Source organism: Haloferax marinisediminis, assembly GCF_009674585.1.
GTDB lineage: Archaea > Halobacteriota > Halobacteria > Halobacteriales > Haloferacaceae > Haloferax > Haloferax marinisediminis.
Genome location: NZ_WKJP01000001.1, coordinates 2,771,864 through 2,788,700, shown reverse-complemented (window position 1 = coordinate 2,788,700; position 16,837 = coordinate 2,771,864). Strand labels below are relative to the sequence as shown.

The following is a 16,837-nucleotide window of genomic DNA, read 5'->3' as shown; positions in this document are numbered from 1 at the left end:
CGTTATTCGGTCGCGACCGGACCGCGGCCAACGACGTCTTGCACGTCGTTGACGAAGGTCTGGCGCGTGTCGAAGTACGTCTCGTCGACGTCGGCGAGGACGTCCTCGAGCGTCTGGGGACCGCTCGGCGTGCGAATCACCGCGTCGCCTTCTTTCTTCAGGATGCTACTCTTCTCTTGGGGCCACGTCAGTCGAGAGGCGACACGCGCGAGGGGTGCGCCTTCGACGGATTCGCCTTCGCCCAGTTCGACGGCAGGCGCCTCGTCTGCTTCCTCGTCAGCCATGGGCGAGGGTTAGCCACCGCGCATGATAATCCCTTCGAGATTCGTATCGACTCCCGAATCCCTCCCGAGACCGACAGCCCGCGACGTGTCGAAAAGTAGACAATCGTCTGACGCATCGTTTTAGGTACCGCTTTCGTAGGCTGGTCTATGACCAGTCTTTCGGAGGCATATCACGGTGGCCGAGGTGGCCCGAGTCTCCGACGGCTGTCCCTGGGGTTCGGGGTGTTCCTCGCCGGTGCGTTGCTCGTCATCGCGGGCATCGTGGTCACGACGACCGACGTCTACACGTCGGGCGGGGCCACACTCGGTGAAGCACGCGAACTCGGGGGCATCCTCGGTGGAATAGGCGTTCCTGCCGTCTTCCTCGGCGTGTTCGCTGTTCTCCCCGCCAGCCGTCGAACCCGGGCCGCAGCAGTCATCGGTGCGAGCATCGCCGTCCTCGGTGTCGGGCTGTTTTCCCACGCGTACCCGTGTCAGTGGACCGGTGCGACCTGTGGTGCAGGGCTCACAGACCTGACGCTGGAGACTGTCGGCGTCTACTTCTTCGGCACCATCACGACGTTCTGGTGTCTGTTCGTCGGCGTCGCCAACTTCAAGACGCGAAACGACCCCGGCGGCACGGCGACCGTTCAGGTGACGAAGAAAGGTGAAACCCGAATCGTCGAAGTCGAAAAGAGCGTCCGCGGCGGCCTCAGCGGCATCGGATTCCTCGGCGGAACGCCCGACGGGGACGTCGAGACACAGACGAACACCCAATCCAATTCAGCGATGGGTGCGACGGCGGGTGCGACCGATGGAGGGGCCTCGTCCGAACCGATTACGCCACTCGACCTCGAACCGGTCGCAGAGCCCACAGCGTCTGCACAGACTCCACAGGGCGTCGACACTGTCGGCTCTGGGGCAGGTCGGTCCCCCGAGGGTGCGATGGAACACCCAGACGCGAACCGCCCGCAGGATAGCATGGTCGGCGACCGCTACTGTGGCAACTGCACGTACTTCGAATACGTCCGCACGTCTGATGGCCTCAAACCCTACTGTGCGGCCAACGACGAGATGATGCAGGACATGGAACAGTGCGACCAGTGGTTCCCCCGAAGCCGCTACTGAGTCAGTAGTCGGCCTCGATTTCTCTTCCGCTGGTTAGGATTCGTTCAGCCGTGATTCGACGTCACGCCAGTGACTCCCCTTCCAGAACACTTGTCCGCAGTCACGACACCGCCAGAGTGTCTTCTCAGCCGGGTCTGGAGCGTAGTCCGGAACTGGGTCCCCGTCGGCGAGCGGTTCGACCAGTCCGTTGCAAGCGCCACACCGGGCTGGCTGCTCTCCGAGTGCGATACTGAACCCGACCGATTCGAGTTCTCGAAGTTGGTCGAGTGGTGTTCGCCCCGCGATGAGCACACTCCGAGATGCCTGTTCGGCGAGTGAGACGTCCCGGGTGAGGAGGACCCGGTCTTCGTTGTCGGCGCGGGCGAGAAGATGCTCGTCGCCAGGGTCACCTGTCTCCCCATCCATCGCGTAGACGGTGTCGTACCCGCACATCCGCAGGTAGGTGGCGAGTTTGCCGAGCATCACGTCGAGGAGGAGCGCGGTGTCGACTGGGGTGGCCGCATCGACACCGGATGCGACCGTGCCGGGGTGACCCGGCCCGATTTCGTCTCTCGACGTTCTCTCGGCGGTCGATTGTTTGTCTTCGTTCGCCGGTCTCTCGTCGGCCGATTGCCCGTCGTCGGTCGATGCTCTCTCGTCCGTCAATGCAGGAAGTCTGTGAGTTCGTCGACCGGCCACGTGTTCAGCACGTCGGCCGTCTCGACCCACCCGCGTCGTGCCGTGTGGACGCCGTAGCGAGCGTGGTCGAGTTCGGCAGGTCGATGAGCGTCGGTGTCGATGGCGATGGTCGCACCCGCTTCGACGGCGGTTTTGAGGGCTTCGCCGTTCAGGTCGAGTCGGTACGGACTCGCGTTGAGTTCGAGTGCGACGCCGTTCTCCACGGCCGCTTCGGCCAGTCGGTGATAGTCGAGTTGGAGTCCCGGACGCCGGTTGATGAGGCGACCGGTCGGGTGGCCGAGCACGTCGACTGCGGGATGTTCCATCGCGCGAACGAGGCGCTCAGTGGCAGGTTCACGTTCTTGGTCGAGTGCGCTGTGGGGCGAGGCCACGACCACGTCGAGTTGGTCGAGGACGTCGTCGGCGACCGAGAGACCGCCTTCGGCGTCGATGTTCGCCTCCACGCCGGTGAAGACGGTGATATTGGCGTCCTCGGCGACAGCGCGGACTTCGTCTATCTGTTCGAGCAACTCGTCGTCTTCGACGCCGACGCCACCGACCATCCCCGGCCCCGTCGCGTGGTCTGAGACGACGTGGTAGTCGTAGCCTCGCTCTTCGGCCGCGGCGACCATCTCCGCGATGGTGTTGTCGCCGTCGGACCAGTTCGTGTGCGTGTGGAGGTCGCCACGAATCTCTCCATCTTCGATGAGGTCAGGGAGTGAGCCTTCCGTGGCGGCTTCTATCTCTCCAGTGTCTTCGCGCATCTCCGGCGTGATGAGCGGCAAGTCGAGGGCGGCGTACATCGACTCTTCAGTCTCGCCGGCGACGCGTTCGCCAACCCGTGGCCCGCCGTCTGGGTCGTCCACGTCGGAGATGTCGAACATGCCGTACTCGTTCATCTTCAGACCGCGGTCGATAGCGATGTTCCGGAGGTGGACGTTGTGGTCTTTGCTCCCGGTGAAGTACTGGAGGGCGGCGCCGTACTCAGACGGAGTGACGACGCGGAGGTCGACCCGCATCGCGTTGACGCGGACGCTCGCCTTCTGCGCGCCTGCTTCGATGGTGTCGCTGACCTGGTCCCACGCGAGGAAGTGGTCGATGACCGACGCTGCATCGTCACTGTCGACGAGGATGTCGATGTCACCGACTGTCTCGCGCCATCGCCGCATCGACCCGGCGGGTTCGGCCCGGCCGACAGCGTCGTGTTCGCCGAGGTACGCCAACAGGTCGTCTGCGACGGGTCGTGCCTTGCCGAGGAGTTCTCGGCCGGTTGCCTCGCGGGCGAACTCGATACCGTCGAGGATGTTCGCCTCGGTCTTCGCACCGAAGCCTTTGACCTCCTGAATCTGGCCGTCGCGGGCGGCGGCCGCTAACTCGTCGAGGTCGGTGATGCCGAGGGCTTCGTAGAGCTTCCCGACGGTCTTCGGACCGACGCCTTCGACGCTCGTCATGCCGGCCATGTCGACCGGCAACTCCGCTCGAAGCTCGTCTAACTCCTCGATGTGGCCCGTCTGGACGTACTCGACGATTTTCGACGCGATGGCGTCGCCGACGCGGTTTATCTCTTTGACGGCGTCTTCGCCGTCTTCGGCGAGTTCTTCGACCGGTTCTGGGTACTCGCGGACGTTCTCCGCGGCGCGGCGGTAACTCGACGGCTTGTACGCGACGTCCTTCGCGTCGAGCAGGTCGGCGAACTCTTCGAGGAGTGTCGCAATCTCGTCGTTGCGACTCATCGGCCACCCCGTTTGCTCTTGCCACTATCGCGGCCGAGCGCCTTCTTCAAGAAGTTCATCCAGCGTTTCTGGTCGGCCGCGTTCTGGAGTTTTGCCTCCTGTTCGAGGTCGGTGGGACGGAGTTGTTCGAGGGCGTTCAGTGCCCGGTCGATGCCGATGATGTCGTCGACGAGTCGTCTGCCCTCATCGTAGCTTATCTCGCCGTCTTCGATGGGTTTGAGCCGTTCGATGCGCTCGCGGCGAAGGTTTCGCTTCGCCTGGTCGACTCGCTCGCGCTCGCCCGCCGGGATGGTGTCGCGGCGCTTTATCTCGAAAACGAACTCCTTGAGGTCTATCTGCTCACCTTGGACCTCGATTCGCTCGGGAATCTGGACGCCGACCGTCGCCCCCTCCCGATTGACGCGTTCCAAGAGTTGCTTGCGCTCGAACTCCTTCACGCTCTGACGTTATCCCGCACGACACTTCGCTCCTTCGCCCCGTCCGCTCGTGACGCGTCTGTACGATCGACGCCCGCCGGTCGTGTCCACGGATAATCCAGTAAATACGTCTGAAAATCGCGAAAAACGGTTATCTCGTACTCTCGCGTACTTCTCTTGTAAGCATGTCTACTGATACCACGACGCATACTGGCGAGCACGAAGAATCGACACCGACGACGTTCAAACGCGCTCGGCTGTACGCGTTCTACCTCCTCACACTGGTGACGCTCGGAATGGCGGCAGCGTTCATCTCTGAACTACTCGCGTTCGCTATCACTGGGTGGGGGGCAGGTGGTGACGTCCTCGCAGAGCACAGACTTCACCTGATGGTCATCGCGGCGAACGTCTGGATAATCATCCTCAGTGTAGCGAGTCAACTGTACCGCCCGCTCAAGCGGGTCGCACTCATGCAAGTCGCGTTCCTCGTGACGACGCTCGTCCTCCTCGGGACCATCGTCGGTGGTGGGCCAGTCGAAGAGGTCGTCCCATTCTTCGTACTGACGGGCCTCATGACGCTCTTCCACCCTGCCGGCCGCAAAGTCATCTCGCTCGGTGACGACTACAGTCCGGCGCTTCTCGGCCTCGTCGCCGTGGCGGCACTTCCCGTTCTCGCGTTCGCGGTGAACCAGTTCACACTCCAGAGTTCGGGTGACATTCACGCCATGGCTGGTCACTACATGGAGATGACGACGATGTCGGTCGGACTGCTCATTCTCGGCCTCATCGCCGCCGGGGGTGCACCGGGCCACCGCTTCGTCGCGTGGTTGACCGCTGGTCTCGCAGTCTACTTCGGCGCAGTCTCACTCGTGTTCCCGACACAGGTGTCGAGTGTGGATATGATGTGGGCCATCGCGCTCGTCCTGTGGGGACTGGCCTTCGTCGTGGTGAGCGAACTCCGCGTGAGCGGGCGGACGTCTGCCTCGGCAGAACGGCCACTCAGAAGCCGCGGGTCACCGCGGGCCTGACCATCGAAGGGGTCGGGCGACCCGTCTCGTTCCCTCAGTTCACGTTCTTTGCGTCCCGGACGGTGAATCTCGCCGCTACCTCGGACAGTCGCGGGTATCCGTCGTCTATCGGCGCAAACTCGCGTACAGAGACGAACCTTCTTATGGTTCTCTTTGGTACCGTGAGGTATGGGTTTGTTCGACCGACTCCGCGGCAAGGACCACCCCCGCGTCGCCTTCATCGGCATCGACGGGGTGCCATTTAGTCTCCTCTCTGAGCATCCCGAGGAGTTCCCGAACGTCGCGGAACTCGCAGACGATGGTGCAGCAGGTTCTATCGACAGCATCGTCCCACCGGAATCCAGCGCGTGTTGGCCGGCACTCACGACAGGTGTCAACCCCGGTGAGACTGGCGTCTACGGGTTCCAAGACCGTGAAGTTGGCTCGTACGACACGTACGTCCCGATGGGGCGTGACGTGCAGGCGACGCGTGTCTGGGACCGCGTGACCGACGCTGGTCGGAAAGCGACGGTGATGAACGTCCCCGTGACGTTCCCGCCGCAGCGAAACGTCCAGCGAATGGTCTCCGGCTTCCTCTCGCCCGGTGTCGACAAGGCCGCCTATCCCGACGACTTCCGCGACCACCTCCAACAGATGGGCTACAAAATCGACGTGAACGCGAAACTCGGCCACGACGACGACAAGTCGGCGTTCATGCAAGATGCCCACGAGACGCTCGACAAGCGCTACGAGGCCTTCACGCACTATCTCAAGAAAGACGACTGGGACCTCTTCTTTGGCGTGTTCATGACGACCGACCGGGTCAACCACTTCCTGTTCAAAGACTACGAACGCGACGGGAAGAACAAAGACGCCTTCGTCGAGTTCTACCGCAAAGTCGACGAGTACATCGGCAACATCCGTGACATCCTCCCCGAGGACGTGACCCTCGTCGTCGCCTCCGACCACGGCTTCACTTCGCTCGACTACGAGGTCCACTGCAACACGTGGCTCGAACAGGAAGGCTGGCTCTCCTACGAGAGTGAGGACCACGACTCGCTGTCCGACATCGCCGAAGAGTCGAAAGCATACTCGCTCATCCCCGGTCGATTCTTCATCAACCTCGAAGGCCGCGAACCTCGTGGCTCTGTCCCGCAAGACGAGTACGAACAAGTCCGCGACGAACTGAAAGACGAACTCGAAGCGCTCGAAGGACCGGACGGCAAGAAAGTCGCAGAGCGCGTCGTCGTCAAGGAAGAAGCGTTCCGCGGCAACCACGACGACATCGCCCCGGACCTCGTCGTCATCCCGAACCACGGCTTCGACCTGAAGTCTGGCTTCAAAGGTCACGACGAAGTGTTCGGCACCGGTCCACGCAACGGGATGCACTCGTTCGACAACGCGACGCTCTACATCGACGACCCCGACGCGGAGATCGAAGACGCCGACCTCTACGACATCGCGCCGACCATCCTCGACCTCATGGAAATCGACTACGCCCGCACCGAACTCGACGGTGCGAGTCTCATCCACCAGTAAGCGACGGTCGGTAACGCGACGTTCGTAGGTCGAAAAAACACCTCGGCCCGGTGCGTTCTGTGTCGCACTGGTCGGATTCTTCTCGTTCTGGGTTCGATTTTAGCGCATCAGCGCTCGCTTACAGCAAGTCCTCCAACTCGTCGTTGTGCCACAGCTCGTTCGGGTCTTCTCGCTCTTCGGTCTCGGCTTCCTCGATAGCCGCGCGAGCACGTTCCATGAACGACTCGACGCGCCCCGAGCGTTCGACGCCGCCGAGGAGGACCAGCGAGGCGAGACGACCGCTCTCTAGCGGGAAGTCGCCGCCGCGGACCTGCATGCTTCCAGTCTCGTCTTCGACCCAGCGACGGGCGCGTTCGACACCTTTCCGAGGGATGGTGTCCGGCTTCCCGGCGATGATGACGAGTGCTGAGTCAGCGTCGCTCGCATCCGGAAGGCTGGTCCCTGTCAGGAGAGACCGACGGGTCGTGCTCATCACGGCGTTGATGTTCTCTTCTGCGACGTCTGAGGCTTCGGCGCTCGCGTAGCCGAGTGCCGCGATTCCCCCGGCTCGGAGTGTGTTGATTACCTCGGAGCTATCGACGACGCTCTCGCCGACGCCTTCGACTGCCTCACCCGCCGCGAGGAGGAGGCCGACGCGCCGTGCGATCGCGTCGTTGATGGCGTCGAACCCTTCGCTCATCGACTCACCGGACGACCGGAAGGCATCGTTGTCGACGAGGAGGACGGCGTCGGCCTCGCGTGCGACGGTTTTGAGCGAGCGACCGGCGTTCACCTGATACATCGCGCCTTCGTCCTCTCCCGGGAGGATTCCGAGTACGTAGACAGGAACATCGTAGACGCGTCTGAGTGCCTTTGCGAGGACGGGTGCGCCACCGGACCCCGACCCACCACCGAGGCCCGCGACGACGAATATCGACTCGGTCTCGGCCGTGACACGGCCGTCGAGTGCCGACATGACTTCGGTCTTGTCGGCGTCCATCACCTCGGCACCGAGTTCGTTGTCGCCGCCGACGCCGTGTCCGTTGACACGGTCTTGGCCGATGAGGACGGTCTCGAAGGGAAGCGACTGGAGGTCGGTCTTCGCGGTGTTCACCCCGACGGCACCGAGGACGGCACCGAAACCCATCTGCTGGTCGAACGACTGGAGAGCGGCAGCGAGTTTTCCACCGGCTTGACCCACACCAATCAGGACGGTCTTCATGGGCCAAACCACTCTGGGACGTGTCTTGAACGTTCCCCACGAAGTGGGTACCGGCGGTGAGTCACTCGATTTTGCCAGCGGACGTTTATGTAGGAAGACGGGACCAATCGGGGCTATGACGCACGGAACTCCCTACGAGCAGACCGACGACTTCTCCCAGACTGCCGACCGGACGGACGCCGATATCTCCTCGCTCGAAGACGACGCGGCCATCGGGAACCGTCGGGAGACGTCGACGGCGACGCCGACGAACGGTCGGCCGGATGGGAGGGTGGTGCAGGATGTACTGTCCCTGCCGACTGCCGTGCACCCTGACCCGCGTGCTTCCGTGTACTCCTCGCTCGACATCGCTCGTGGCACGATTCGTGCCGAGTGACAACCGTTTTGCCGCCAGCATACCCACCCCCGGTATATGTTGTACGACGCCGTCGCGCAACCCGGCACTGTGTCTCCGGACGAACTTCGGGCCGCCTACGAGGACGAACTCCGCGCCGTAGTCGACACCGCGGGAGCGGATGTCGCCGCCGACGCCGCCGACGTGTCCGAAGACCACCTCACGAACGACGTGCTGGAGTTGACGCTCGAACAGGCCGCCGCGATTCTGGCACTCGCCGACGAGAATCCGGATGCCGACGCCATCGTCTGGGAGTTCCGTGACCACCTCCTCATGGGCATGACGACCGGAATTCTCGACGTGGACACACTCGCCGCAGAGGTCGACCTCGACCTGTCCGGACAGGAGATTCAACAGGCCATCGAGGGTCGAACGCCGGCGACACTCGACGAACTCGCTGCCATCCACCACGCCATCGCCGTCCGAAACGAGCGATGAGAGTCGCAATCCTCGGGTGTGGGTACGTCGGCCTCGAACTCGCTCGGCGACTCGTCGCAGACGGACACGACGTCTGGGGAGTCCGACGGTCTGACGCCGGCCTCGACGCCGTTTCCGAAACTGGTTCCGAAGCGGTACGGGCCGACGTAACCGACGCCGAAAGCCTCGAAGCGATTCCAGACGTCGACCACGTCGTGTTCGCGGCGAGTTCTGGTGGTCGTGGTGCCGATGCCGCCCGAGAAGTCTTCGTCGAGGGACTGCGGACGGCAATCGACCACTTCGCCGCACGCGACACCCCGCCGGAACGACTCGTCTACACGTCGAGCACGGGTGTCTACGGCGACCACGGTGGTGCCTTCGTCGACGAATCGACACCGCTGGACCCGACGACCGACAAGACACGTGTGCTGGCCGAGGCGGAACGAGTCGCGCGCGAGTACGCCGCAGAGCAGGGAATCGAGGGAACAGTCGCACGATTCGCGGGTCTCTACGGCCCAGACCGCTACCGTCTCGAACGCTATCTCGATGGCCCGGTCACTGAAGGCTATCTCAACATGGTCCACCGCGACGACGCTGCGGGTGCCGTCGCGTTCTTCCTCGAAGCAGACCGCGCACGCGACGACACTGTCCTCGTCGTCGACGACGAACCGGTCTCGAAACACGAGTTCGCCGATTGGCTCGCCGACGAGTGCGGCGTGCCACGTCCAGAAAAGCGGTCGAAACAGGAACGACTAGACGCGGGCGACCTCTCGGAGGCGGCCCGGCGCCGCATTTTGACGAGCAAACGTTGCTCAAACGACTCCCTCCACGAACTCGGATATGAGTTCAACTATCCGACGTATCGAGAGGGTTACCAAGCGGCAATCGACGGCTATCGGGCGACTCTCTCGTGAGCGTCTTTGTGACCCGAGAGGTCTAGGGGTCACACATTCTGTCAATCGAGAACGGTCGATTAGGGGGAATATTCATACCATCTGCCTCGGTCGTGTTGTGTATGGTTGGTTCGGTGGGGCAGTTCGACTCCGGTGAGGTGTTCGAGTCAGTGGGCTCGTTCGTCAGCACTCACCCGGAGATGGCAGCGGCGATCGTCGTCGGCCTCGGCACCCTCGCGCTCGCGATTTATGCTGCGATTCGATTCAAACGCCCGATGGGCGCGCGCTTCGCCGAAGCACTCGAAGACGTCGACGAAGTCGCCGTCCTCATGCATCCGAACCCCGACCCCGACGCGATGGCGGCCGCGATTGGGGTCGCCTGTCTCGCCGAACAGGTCGGCACGAAACCGACGATTCAGTTCGCTGGGCAGATTCGACATCAAGAAAACCGCGCGTTTCGGACCGTTCTCGACCTCGATTTAGACGCTATCGACCACGTGAGCGACCTCGCCGCCGAGGCGGTTGTCCTCGTCGACCACAACACCCCGCGCGGGTTCGCGGGGGCGGAAGGCGTCCTCCCGTACGCCGTCGTCGACCATCACCCCGGAGACGGGACGGGTGAGGCCTTCACCGACGTCCGAACCGACTACGGCGCGTGTTCGAGCATCATCGCGGAGTACTTCCGCGACGTAGGTGCGAAACCCGTCCCGCCGGACATGCACGCCAGCGAGGTGAACTCGACGTACACCGTGCCCTCGCAGGTCGCGACGGGCCTCGTCTACGGGATTCTCACGGACACGAAACATCTGACTGCCGGGTGTTCGTCGGCCGACTTCGACGCTGCTGGCTATCTCTTCCCCGGCGTCAACGAAGACCACTTAGACCGCATCGCCAACCCCGAAGTCTCTCGCGAAGTGCTCGAAGCGAAGGCCCGGGCAATCGCCGGCCGCGACGTGCGCGGTCCGTTCGCCGTCGCCGACATCGGGACGCTCTCGAACGTCGACGCCATCCCACAGGCGGCAGACGAACTCATCCAACTCGAAGGCGTCACGGCGGCCGTCGTCTGCGGCGAACGCGACGGCAACGTCTACCTCTCGGGTCGCTCTCGCGACGACCGGGTCCACATGGGTCGAACCCTCGAAGCGGCGTTGACTGACTATCGTGGTTCAAGCGCTGGTGGGCACGCTCGCATGGGTGGCGGCCAGATTCTCCGCCCCGACACCGTCGCCGACGGTGGAAACGGGAACGGTATCGCCCGTGACGAACTCATCGAGGACATCTTCGAAGCGCTCACTGGCGACATCTGAGACACTCCTTCTTCGACGGACGCGTCCGGCGTTCGACCGGTGGCCCTTAATCGTCGGCCTTCCTAGCCTCGGACATGGCTACAGGACCGGGAACGTGGGCCTACCGCGACCGCTTCGGCGACAGTTTTGGCAGGACCTTCTTCCGTCGATTCGGACCCGGCGTCGTCTCGAGTATCGGTATCGGAACGTACCTGGGTGAGCCGACCGACGAAGTAGACGACCGATACCACGAGTCGCTCGTCCTCGCACTGGAGAGCGGCATCAACCTCGTGGACACGGCCTCGAACTACCGCCACGGGCGCTCAGAGCGCGTGGTCGGTGACGCGCTCCGCGACGCGGATATCGACCGTGATGCAGTCGTCGTCGCCTCGAAGGCAGGGTTCGTTCCCTTCGACCGCTCACGCCCCGACAACCCCGGGGCGTACATCCGAGAGACAGTCCTCGACAGCGGCCTCGCGAGCGCCGACGAACTCGCTCACGGAAGCCACACCATCGCACCGAACTTCGTCGACGAGATGGTCGACCGCTCACTCGACCTGACGGGTCTCGACCACATCGACCTCTACTATCTCCACAACCCCGAGACGCAGTTGGCTATCACCGACCGAGAGACGGTGTACGACCGCATCGAAGCGGCCTTCGAAGTACTCGAACGACGGGTCGCCGCGGATGACATCGGCCGGTATGGCGTCGCCTCGTGGGAGGCGTTCCGCGTCGCGCCTGACCACGACTCGTACCTCTCGCTGCCCGAAGTCGTCCGACGGGCCGAACGTGCGGCCGAGACAGTCGGAAACGAGGAGTCGGGACTCGAAGCGATTCAACTGCCGTTCAACGTCGTGATGGCCGACGCGTTCACCGCCGACGTCCACGAGACCGAAGCTGGAGAGCTGACGAGTGCGCTGTGGTACGCACACGAACACGGCCTCCACGTCTTCACCAGCGCGAGTCTCGCACAGGGTGACCTCGCGACCGAGATTCCGGAGGCGGTCGACGGAGTGCTCTCGGGAGATACGTTTGCACAACGTGCGCTCAACTTCTCACGGAGTGCGCCGGGTGTCACTGCCGCGTTGGTCGGTGCGTCGTCGCCTGAACACGTTGCAGAGAATGTCGCAGCCGGCACGTTCGACCCGCTTGGTGCGCGGGTATTCGATTCGGTCTTCGAGTGACGCTGGTCGTCGGTCTGTCCGTATCCGTCTCTATCTGAGTTCTTTCCACTGCGTTCCGCAGTCCGGGCAGATACGAAGCGAGAACACTTCGTCCGGGTCGTTCTTCTTTTTCAAGGAGTCGCCGCACTCGGAACACGTCAGTCGGCCGTACGTGTCTTTATCCAATTCGCCGTCTCGAAGGCCCTTCCGCGTTGTCTTCATGAATATTCGTTTGTGCAACGAACATAAAAACCCGCCGGCGACCCGGTAATCGAATCTCGGTTCGAAAGGGTTGTCACCACTCGGTGCTCGCTTTCGAGCGTGTCACGTGGCCGCCTCTTTGGGACGCTCTGCGGAATGATCTTCCTCGTCAATCTCGCGCGAATCGTCTTTGCGCCCCTCCTCGGAGAGTTCATTACGTTCTTCGAAGTGAATCGGGCAACAGTCGGACTCGTCGCGACGCTCGTCTGGCTTGGCAGTGCCAGCCTCCGCATGCCAACGGGGTGGATACTCACACGCGTCCCCCGCCACTACGTCGTCCTCGGGACCGGTGTCATCCTCGTCGCCGCCTCTGCGTTGACTGCCAGTGCGCAAACCATCGAGATGCTGATGGTCGGTGCTGCGTCCATGGGTCTCGCCTCGGGCGCGTACTTCGTCGCCGCAAATCCGCTCGTCAGCGAACTGTACCCAGAGCGTGTGGGCCGCGCGATGGGTATCCATGGCACCGCGAGTCAACTCGCTGCCGTCGGCGTCGCACCATTCGTCACGCTCGTCCTCGCTGTCGGCCCAGATATCGTGGCTCGATACGGATTCGTCTCGGCGTCGTGGCAACTCGTCTTCGTCTGTATCGGTGTCGCCGCCGCCGTCGTCACAGTCGCGCTCTTCTTCGCGGCACGCTCGACAGACTTGCCGGAAGCCGGTTCGACGGACCGTGACCTGTTGGGCGCCGTTCGAAAGGAGTGGCGCATCATCCTCACTGGCATCGTCATCCTCGGATTCACCGGATTCGTCTGGCAGGGACTGTTCAACTTCTACGAACTGTACATGGAGACGAAGGGCCTCCAAGCGGCGACAGCACGAAACATGCTCACAGTCGTCTTCGGGGCGGGCGTTCCGGCGTTCTTCCTCTCGGGCCGTCTCGCCGACAGACTGCCGCGCGTCCCCTACATCCTCAGCGTCCTCGTCGCGTTCGTCGCCTCGGTGCTCGTCCTCACACAGACGACTGGCTTCCTCGCGCTCCTCGCCGTCACGGCCGTCCTCGGCTACGTCATCCACAGCCTGTTTCCAGCACTCGACGCCTACCTGCTCGGCACGCTTCCCGACGAGAGTCGCGGAAGTGCCTACGCGGCCTACTCGTTCGGGATGATGATTTTCCAGGCCAGCGGGTCGGGCGCTGTCGGGTATCTCACCGACGTCGGCTACACGTTCGACGAAGTGTTCATCGGGTTCGCTCTCGGACTCGGTGTCGTCGTCGCCGGACTGGTCGTGTTCCAGCGCGCCGGACGGATTCCTAACTAGGTCTCCACGTCGGGTCGAACCCACCGATTGCCCTCGACTCGCCCCGACAGACAACCCTCGACTCACACCCACCGTCGACCCCGACTCTCGCCGCACTTTTGCTCACCGAGTCCAACCACCGATACGATGGAGTACGTACAAGAGCGGGTCACGACGCTCCACGACCTCTCAGGGACGGTCCCCGACGCGCCCACCGACCGCGCGGCCGTCGTCGTCCCCATGACAGAACGGGAGTACGCCGGCCTCGCCGCCGAGCGCGTTCTCTCGACCTTGGAGTCGCTCTCGCCCGCACGCGTCGTCGTTCCGCTTCGTGCCCCCGCCGACCGTGTCGTCCCCTTCGTCGACTGGCTGGCGGAGTTCGACCTGCCGCTCGACGTGGTTTGGTGCGATGGCCCGCGCGTCGGGGACCTACTCGAAGAGAGTGGTATCGACGGTGCCCGAGGGAAGGGACGGGACGTGTGGCTCGCCCTCGGATGCGCCGCCCGCGAAGACTACGTCGTCGTCCACGACGCGGACACCAAGACATACGACGAGCGGTACGTCTCACGACTGCTGTTTCCGCTCGCACACGGACACGACTTCTCGAAGGGCTACTACGCCCGCGTCGAAGACGGCAAACTCTACGGACGACTCTTTCGACTCTTCTACGCCCCGCTCGTCCGAACGCTGGCAGCCGAGACGAACGCGCCAATCGTCCACTATCTCGAATCGTTCCGGTACGCCCTCGCCGGCGAGTTCGCGATGACGGGTGACCTCGCACGACAGATGCGTTCGCCTCGGTCGTGGGGACTCGAAGTCGGAACACTCGGCGACGCGTTCGCCCACGCCGGATTCGATAGGAGCGCGCAGGTGGACCTCGGCGCGTACGAACACGACCACCGGGCAGTCAGCGGGCCGACTGGCCTGTCGGAGATGAGCGAGTCGGTCGGTCAGACACTCCTCCAGACCGTCGTCGAACACGGCGGGACGCCCGACTTTGAGACACTCGCCGAGCGCTACCGCGAGACTGGCTACCAGTTCGTCGAACAGTACGCCGCGGACGCGGCGTTCAACGGGTTCGACTACGACCGGACCGACGAACGCGAACAGGTCGAGACGTACGCACAGGCAATCTCCGAACCTGGAGAAGACACGCGACTTCCGCCGTGGGCGGACGCACCGCTGTCGCCCGAAGACGTGTTGGCTGCCTCGCGCGCCGACATCGATGCGAAACGGGAGGAACAATGAGCGAGTCGACCTACGACGACCTCGCCGGTATCGTCGACCTCTTCGGCGCGCTCACCCGTACCGAACTCGAAGATGCACTCGACGAACTGGCGTTCAAAGAGGGGCGTGAGACGGATACGGACGCCCTCTCTGGCGCGATCTCGGACGCGGTCGACGCGTACTACCTCGTCGCCTACGACTCCGACGAGGCGGACGACGAACTCCTCACCGTCGGCCCGATGGCCTTCCCCACGTTGCCGCCGCGAGCGGAGGACTTGCCCCACATCCTCGACTATCCCGTCCGTGACGTCCCCCGGAACGACCTCGTCGAACAGGTCGAATCTCGCCTCCGCGGTGCCGCCGCGCGCGCCGTCCAGTCGGGCGACATCGACGAAATCGCCCGCTTACTCGACGTGACGTACGACCTCGAAGCGTGGGCCGACGCCGACGTGGCGTCGATTAGAGACAAACTCGACGCAGCATTGGCCGAAGAGGGGCAGGCCTAAGTCGTGTCATCACTTTACGACTCGTGACGATGGACCTCGCGGGCGTCACCCGACACGAACCGGTGACAGTCGAGGCGGGACGACGGGCGGCGGTCATCGCCCCCGTACTGTACCGTGACGAGCGGCCGCACATTCTGTTCACGAAGCGGGCCGACCACCTCGGCGAACATCCCGGTCAGATGAGTTTCCCCGGCGGCGGGCGCGAACCCGCCGACACCGACCTTCAAGCGACTGCCCTCCGCGAGTCCAACGAAGAGATTGGCCTTCGACCCGAGGAAGTCTCGTTCCACGGCCAACTCGACGACATTCTCACGGTGACAGATTACGCTGTGACCCCGTTCGTCGCGACCATCCCGGACCGAGAGTACGACCCAGACCACCGAGAAGTCGCCGAGATCGCGGCACTCGCAGTCGACGAACTCACCGACCGGTCGAACTACGAGTCGGAGCTTCGGGACCACCCCAAGTACGGCGAGATCCGACTCCACTTCTTCCACGTCGACGGGTACACCGTCTGGGGTGCGACGGGTCGAATGCTCGTCCAACTTCTGGAACTCACGACTGAGTGGGAAGTCCCGCCAGAAGTCGACCGTGTGGTCGACCCTGACGCTGACTATCCGGTGTAACGTTCGATAAAAAAGTTCAGCCCACCTCCCACCCGAATGGCCGTCCGTGGCCGTTCAGCCGAGGAGGTACTTGAGGGCCGGGCGTTGTCGGACGAACTCCATCTTCTCGATGATGGTGTCGAGGCCGTAGATGCGCCCTGCGGCGAGGGTGCCGACGATGGCGAACATCATGAAGCCGAAGAGGTCACCGTTGACCAGGCCGTGTCCCCAGTCGGCGTTCCCGAGGTAGAAGAACACCATCAGGACGCCACCGAAGAAGGCGGCGAGGCGGGTGAACGCTCCGACGAGGATGCCGAGCCCGATGAGGAACTCACCGACCGGAATCATGAAGTTCGTCAGGTCGAGCAGCCACGGGGTGTTCGCCGCGAAGACGAAGAAGCCGTGGATTGGCGAGCCACCGGTCGCGTTGGCCAGCCAGCCACCTGCCGCGAACGGTTCTGGTGCCATCAGCTTCCCCCATCCCGCGTGGAGGAACCAGTATCCCGTGAGGATACGGGTGAGCAGGAGCACGTATCCCGTGACGCCCTGCGAGTAGTCGAAGTCCAAGCGGTTCCCCAGCATCTCGATTTGTCCAGTTGCGGCCATCTTAGTTCACCTTACATCTGAATCGACGGCCGGACATACCATATAAACGGAGAGTGATTTTCGAATCTCTGGAACTGGGAATCACCGAAATCGATTCTCAGACCGTGGTTCGGTTGAAAACTGTGTTTTACTGGCACTGAAAAAAGTGAAAAACGCGCAATTCTATTGCTCCGAGAGCTGACAGACAGCTGTACGGGAATGAGAGGGTTTGTCGTACTATCCCGACAGTTGTCGGGTCGGCGGCGACGCAGGTATATAACCCCCGTACGGAGTGGTCAGCCTCGCCGTCACCGACA

General features: G+C 63.2%; 19 protein-coding genes. 12 read left to right on the top strand and 7 right to left on the bottom strand.

All coding sequences use genetic code 11. The features are described 5' to 3' along the window. Positions 1–2: 2 nt before the first annotated feature. A complete protein-coding gene (locus tag GJR98_RS14445; RefSeq protein ID WP_151139341.1) occupies positions 3–284 on the bottom strand; it encodes a DUF5789 family protein in 282 nt (93 codons plus the stop codon). A gap of 147 nt (positions 285–431) precedes the next feature. On the opposite strand from GJR98_RS14445, the gene GJR98_RS14440 reads away from it, so the two are divergent. Further along, a complete protein-coding gene (locus tag GJR98_RS14440) occupies positions 432–1,391 on the top strand; it encodes a DUF7139 domain-containing protein (RefSeq protein ID WP_151139340.1) in 960 nt (319 codons plus the stop codon). 33 nt (positions 1,392–1,424) lie between these two features. Here GJR98_RS14440 and GJR98_RS14435 read toward each other — a convergent pair whose 3' ends face one another. The 3 genes from GJR98_RS14435 to GJR98_RS14425 all read right to left on the bottom strand — a co-directional run bounded on the left by GJR98_RS14435 (position 1,425) and on the right by GJR98_RS14425 (position 4,218). Further along, on the bottom strand, positions 1,425–1,934 hold the full coding sequence (locus tag GJR98_RS14435) for a Mut7-C RNAse domain-containing protein (RefSeq protein ID WP_225316423.1): 510 nt from the start codon (positions 1,932–1,934) through the stop codon (positions 1,425–1,427). 98 nt (positions 1,935–2,032) lie between these two features. Next, positions 2,033–3,781, bottom strand: a complete 1,749-nt coding sequence (gene polX, locus GJR98_RS14430; protein WP_151139339.1) for a DNA polymerase/3'-5' exonuclease PolX — start codon at positions 3,779–3,781, stop codon at positions 2,033–2,035. Continuing rightward, a complete protein-coding gene (locus GJR98_RS14425; protein WP_151139338.1) occupies positions 3,778–4,218 on the bottom strand; it encodes a DUF5788 family protein in 441 nt (146 codons plus the stop codon). Before GJR98_RS14425 ends, polX begins: the two co-directional genes overlap by 4 nt. Positions 4,219–4,382: 164 nt before the next feature. Between GJR98_RS14425 and GJR98_RS14420 the strand changes: the two genes are divergently transcribed. Both GJR98_RS14420 and GJR98_RS14415 read left to right on the top strand, forming a co-directional pair. After that, positions 4,383–5,225 (top strand): hypothetical protein, encoded by an 843-nt coding sequence (locus tag GJR98_RS14420; RefSeq protein ID WP_151139337.1) that lies wholly within the window; start codon positions 4,383–4,385, stop codon positions 5,223–5,225. A 168-nt stretch (positions 5,226–5,393) separates the two neighbouring features. Continuing rightward, a complete protein-coding gene (locus GJR98_RS14415; RefSeq protein WP_151139336.1) occupies positions 5,394–6,743 on the top strand; it encodes an alkaline phosphatase family protein in 1,350 nt (449 codons plus the stop codon). Between the two features lie 118 nt (positions 6,744–6,861). Here the strand turns inward: GJR98_RS14415 and GJR98_RS14410 are convergent, their stop codons facing one another. Beyond that, positions 6,862–7,944, bottom strand: coding sequence for a tubulin/FtsZ family protein (locus GJR98_RS14410; RefSeq protein ID WP_151139335.1), 1,083 nt, complete (start codon positions 7,942–7,944; stop codon positions 6,862–6,864). 115 nt (positions 7,945–8,059) lie between these two features. Here GJR98_RS14410 and GJR98_RS14405 point away from each other — a divergent pair, with 115 nt between their 5' ends. The 5 genes from GJR98_RS14405 to GJR98_RS14385 all read left to right on the top strand — a co-directional run bounded on the left by GJR98_RS14405 (position 8,060) and on the right by GJR98_RS14385 (position 12,121). Next, the gene (locus tag GJR98_RS14405; protein ID WP_151139334.1) at positions 8,060–8,320 is read left to right on the top strand and encodes a hypothetical protein; all 261 of its coding nucleotides are present in this window, start codon (positions 8,060–8,062) and stop codon (positions 8,318–8,320) included. A 36-nt stretch (positions 8,321–8,356) separates the two neighbouring features. Beyond that, a complete protein-coding gene (locus tag GJR98_RS14400; RefSeq protein WP_151139333.1) occupies positions 8,357–8,776 on the top strand; it encodes a DUF5791 family protein in 420 nt (139 codons plus the stop codon). Further along, entirely contained in the window at positions 8,773–9,669 is an 897-nt protein-coding gene (locus GJR98_RS14395; protein ID WP_151139332.1) for an SDR family oxidoreductase, read from the top strand. The genes GJR98_RS14400 and GJR98_RS14395 overlap by 4 nt, the downstream gene beginning before the upstream one ends. Before the next feature lie 101 nt (positions 9,670–9,770). Further along, the gene (locus tag GJR98_RS14390) at positions 9,771–10,955 is read left to right on the top strand and encodes a DHH family phosphoesterase (protein ID WP_151139331.1); all 1,185 of its coding nucleotides are present in this window, start codon (positions 9,771–9,773) and stop codon (positions 10,953–10,955) included. A gap of 74 nt (positions 10,956–11,029) precedes the next feature. Then, on the top strand, positions 11,030–12,121 hold the full coding sequence (locus tag GJR98_RS14385; protein WP_151139330.1) for an aldo/keto reductase: 1,092 nt from the start codon (positions 11,030–11,032) through the stop codon (positions 12,119–12,121). Between the two features lie 30 nt (positions 12,122–12,151). Here GJR98_RS14385 and GJR98_RS17555 read toward each other — a convergent pair whose 3' ends face one another. After that, entirely contained in the window at positions 12,152–12,322 is a 171-nt protein-coding gene (locus GJR98_RS17555) for an HVO_0758 family zinc finger protein (RefSeq protein ID WP_191965476.1), read from the bottom strand. A gap of 135 nt (positions 12,323–12,457) precedes the next feature. On the opposite strand from GJR98_RS17555, the gene GJR98_RS14380 reads away from it, so the two are divergent. The 4 genes from GJR98_RS14380 (at position 12,458) to GJR98_RS14365 (ending at position 15,956) form a co-directional block, all read left to right on the top strand. Then, positions 12,458–13,618 carry an MFS transporter gene (locus tag GJR98_RS14380; RefSeq protein WP_151139468.1) on the top strand — a complete coding sequence of 387 codons (1,161 nt, stop codon included), beginning with the start codon at positions 12,458–12,460 and terminating at the stop codon, positions 13,616–13,618. Between the two features lie 126 nt (positions 13,619–13,744). Continuing rightward, positions 13,745–14,845, top strand: a complete 1,101-nt coding sequence (locus GJR98_RS14375; RefSeq protein WP_151139329.1) for a glycosyl transferase family 2 — start codon at positions 13,745–13,747, stop codon at positions 14,843–14,845. Further along, positions 14,842–15,330, top strand: a complete 489-nt coding sequence (locus tag GJR98_RS14370; RefSeq protein ID WP_151139328.1) for a DUF7109 family protein — start codon at positions 14,842–14,844, stop codon at positions 15,328–15,330. The genes GJR98_RS14375 and GJR98_RS14370 overlap by 4 nt, the downstream gene beginning before the upstream one ends. Before the next feature lie 29 nt (positions 15,331–15,359). Beyond that, a complete protein-coding gene (locus GJR98_RS14365; protein WP_151139327.1) occupies positions 15,360–15,956 on the top strand; it encodes an NUDIX hydrolase in 597 nt (198 codons plus the stop codon). Between the two features lie 54 nt (positions 15,957–16,010). Here GJR98_RS14365 and GJR98_RS14360 read toward each other — a convergent pair whose 3' ends face one another. Beyond that, on the bottom strand, positions 16,011–16,502 hold the full coding sequence (locus GJR98_RS14360) for a DoxX family protein (RefSeq protein WP_191965494.1): 492 nt from the start codon (positions 16,500–16,502) through the stop codon (positions 16,011–16,013). Positions 16,503–16,837: the final 335 nt, after the last annotated feature.

Excerpts from the sequence above, each read along its gene's own strand:
- GJR98_RS14365 (WP_151139327.1), top strand. The coding sequence starts at position 15,360 with ATGGACCTCGCGGGCGTCACCCGACACGAACCGGTGACAGTCGAGGCG.
- polX (WP_151139339.1), bottom strand. The coding sequence starts at position 3,781 with ATGAGTCGCAACGACGAGATTGCGACACTCCTCGAAGAGTTCGCCGAC.
- GJR98_RS17555 (WP_191965476.1), bottom strand. The coding sequence starts at position 12,322 with ATGAAGACAACGCGGAAGGGCCTTCGAGACGGCGAATTGGATAAAGAC.
- GJR98_RS14380 (WP_151139468.1), top strand. The coding sequence starts at position 12,458 with ATGATCTTCCTCGTCAATCTCGCGCGAATCGTCTTTGCGCCCCTCCTC.
- GJR98_RS14410 (WP_151139335.1), bottom strand. The coding sequence starts at position 7,944 with ATGAAGACCGTCCTGATTGGTGTGGGTCAAGCCGGTGGAAAACTCGCT.
- GJR98_RS14415 (WP_151139336.1), top strand. The coding sequence starts at position 5,394 with ATGGGTTTGTTCGACCGACTCCGCGGCAAGGACCACCCCCGCGTCGCC.
- GJR98_RS14420 (WP_151139337.1), top strand. The coding sequence starts at position 4,383 with ATGTCTACTGATACCACGACGCATACTGGCGAGCACGAAGAATCGACA.
- GJR98_RS14395 (WP_151139332.1), top strand. The coding sequence starts at position 8,773 with ATGAGAGTCGCAATCCTCGGGTGTGGGTACGTCGGCCTCGAACTCGCT.
- GJR98_RS14390 (WP_151139331.1), top strand. The coding sequence starts at position 9,771 with ATGGTTGGTTCGGTGGGGCAGTTCGACTCCGGTGAGGTGTTCGAGTCA.
- GJR98_RS14370 (WP_151139328.1), top strand. The coding sequence starts at position 14,842 with ATGAGCGAGTCGACCTACGACGACCTCGCCGGTATCGTCGACCTCTTC.
- GJR98_RS14385 (WP_151139330.1), top strand. The coding sequence starts at position 11,030 with ATGGCTACAGGACCGGGAACGTGGGCCTACCGCGACCGCTTCGGCGAC.
- GJR98_RS14375 (WP_151139329.1), top strand. The coding sequence starts at position 13,745 with ATGGAGTACGTACAAGAGCGGGTCACGACGCTCCACGACCTCTCAGGG.
- GJR98_RS14445 (WP_151139341.1), bottom strand. The coding sequence starts at position 284 with ATGGCTGACGAGGAAGCAGACGAGGCGCCTGCCGTCGAACTGGGCGAA.
- GJR98_RS14400 (WP_151139333.1), top strand. The coding sequence starts at position 8,357 with ATGTTGTACGACGCCGTCGCGCAACCCGGCACTGTGTCTCCGGACGAA.
- GJR98_RS14440 (WP_151139340.1), top strand. The coding sequence starts at position 432 with ATGACCAGTCTTTCGGAGGCATATCACGGTGGCCGAGGTGGCCCGAGT.
- GJR98_RS14405 (WP_151139334.1), top strand. The coding sequence starts at position 8,060 with ATGACGCACGGAACTCCCTACGAGCAGACCGACGACTTCTCCCAGACT.